The 1,650-nt window shown below is 67.5% G+C and carries 3 protein-coding genes; all 3 read left to right on the top strand.

Annotated elements, in window-relative coordinates; all coding sequences use genetic code 11:
• The coding region (locus AC3XYG_RS06065) for a carbohydrate ABC transporter permease (protein WP_489138914.1) at positions 1 to 430 on the top strand (430 nt) is incomplete at its 5' end.
• A gap of 29 nt (positions 431 to 459) precedes the next feature.
• A complete protein-coding gene (locus AC3XYG_RS06060) occupies positions 460 to 1,413 on the top strand; it encodes an SIS domain-containing protein (RefSeq protein ID WP_489138913.1) in 954 nt (317 codons plus the stop codon).
• Between the two features lie 33 nt (positions 1,414 to 1,446).
• Positions 1,447 to 1,650, top strand: a 204-nt coding sequence (locus tag AC3XYG_RS06055; RefSeq protein ID WP_489138912.1) for a family 4 glycosyl hydrolase, incomplete at its 3' end; no start/stop codon positions are given.

The raw sequence follows: 1,650 nt of genomic DNA, 5'->3' as shown, positions 1-1,650 counted from the left end.
GCTGGTCGACACCTATCTCGGGCTGACGCTGATCTACGTCTCCGCCTTCCTGCCGCTGGCGCTGTGGATGATGCGGAGCTTCTTCTCCGGCCTGCCGGTGGTGCTGGAGGAGGCGGCCGCGATCGACGGTGCCGGGCGGATGCGCATCCTGTTCCGGATCGTGCTGCCGCTCGCCGTTCCCGGCCTGATCGCCGCCGGCATCATCACCTTCCTTAGCGTCTGGCAGCAGTTCAGCATCCCCCTGGTCTTCTCGCCGACCAACGCGACCAAACCGCTGACCGTGATGATCCCGGAGCTCGCGTCCCGGCACGACATCAATTACGGCCTGCTCAACGCCGCGGGCATCCTCGCGATCATTCCCCCCTTCATCGTCGTCTTCTTCCTCAACCGGTTCCTGGTGCAAGGCCTGACGGCCGGCACCGGCAAGTGACCGCGCCCGCTTACCCGAGGGATATCCTTATGAATGCAACGGAGCGCAGCATCGTGGAGCAGTTCCCGTTCTGGGACCGCGCGCCACAGCCCCCGATCACGGCCGATGCCGGGCGGCGCTACGTCGTCGTCGGCTGCGGCACCTCCTTCTATCTCGCCCAGAGCGTTGCTGCGGCCATGAACCTCGCAGGCTTCCAGGCCCTGCCGGTGCCGGGAAGCGAATGGACATACCGCCCGCGCGCCTGGGTCGCCGACGAAACCGGCGTCACGGTCATCGTGCTGTCGCGCAGCGGGGAGTCGACCGAATCCGTCCAGGCGGCGCGGCGCAGCCGCCAAGCCGGGCTGCCGGTGATCGGCATCACCTGCGAGGCCGGCAGCAGCCTGGCGCGCAATTCGGACCATGTCCTGTTTGCCGAGACCCATCCCGAGGAAGGCATCGTGATGACCGCCTCGGCCAGCCTCATGGTGCTGCTGGGGCTGCGCTTCATCGGCCAGGCCGTCGGCCCGGAGACGTCGCTTGAGGCCGCCCGGGTGCTGCAGGCGCTCGACCGCGGCCTGCCCGCCGTCCTCGCCGACCGCTCCCACTTCGTGTTTCTCGGCAGCGGCCCGCTCTACGGCATTGCACAGGAAGGCGCGCTGAAGCTGCAGGAGATGAGCCTGAGCTACACCCAGGCCTATCACCCGATGGAATACCGGCATGGCCCGGTCAGCCTGGTCGACGACCGCACGCTCATCGTGATGCTCACCAGCGAGACGCTGCGGGACGAGGAAGCGAAGCTCGCGCGCGAACTGCAGGCCAAGGGCGCGCGGGTGATCGGCTTCGGCGGCCCGGGCGACCTGTCGATCGACGTCACGGCGCCCGATGCCCTCCGCGGCCTGGCCTGCCTGCCCGCGCTGCAACTGCTCGGCGAGCGGGTCGCGCTCCGCCGCGGCATCGATTCCACCGCTCCCCGACACCTGACCAAGGTCGTCCTGGTCGCCTGAGCCGCAAGAGCAAATCGGAAACAGAGAACCGACATGGCAAAGATCACCTTCATCGGCGCCGGCAGCACCGTGTTCGCCCAGAACCTGCTCGGCGACATCCTCAGCTATCCCGAACTCGCGGACAGCGAAATCCATCTCTACGACATCGATCCCGAGCGGCTTTCGACCTCGGAGATCGTGGCGCGGAAGATCGCAGAAGCCCTGAAGATCAGGCCCACCATCGTCGCCACGACCGAT

Source organism: Inquilinus sp. (assembly GCF_057815775.1).
The sequence above is the reverse complement of the archived record's forward strand: the minus strand, read 5'-3'. Positions and strand labels throughout refer to the sequence as shown.

Bases quoted from the DNA above. Each gene is read 5' to 3' on its own strand.
- AC3XYG_RS06060 (WP_489138913.1), top strand. From the start codon at position 460: ATGAATGCAACGGAGCGCAGCATCGTGGAGCAGTTCCCGTTCTGGGAC.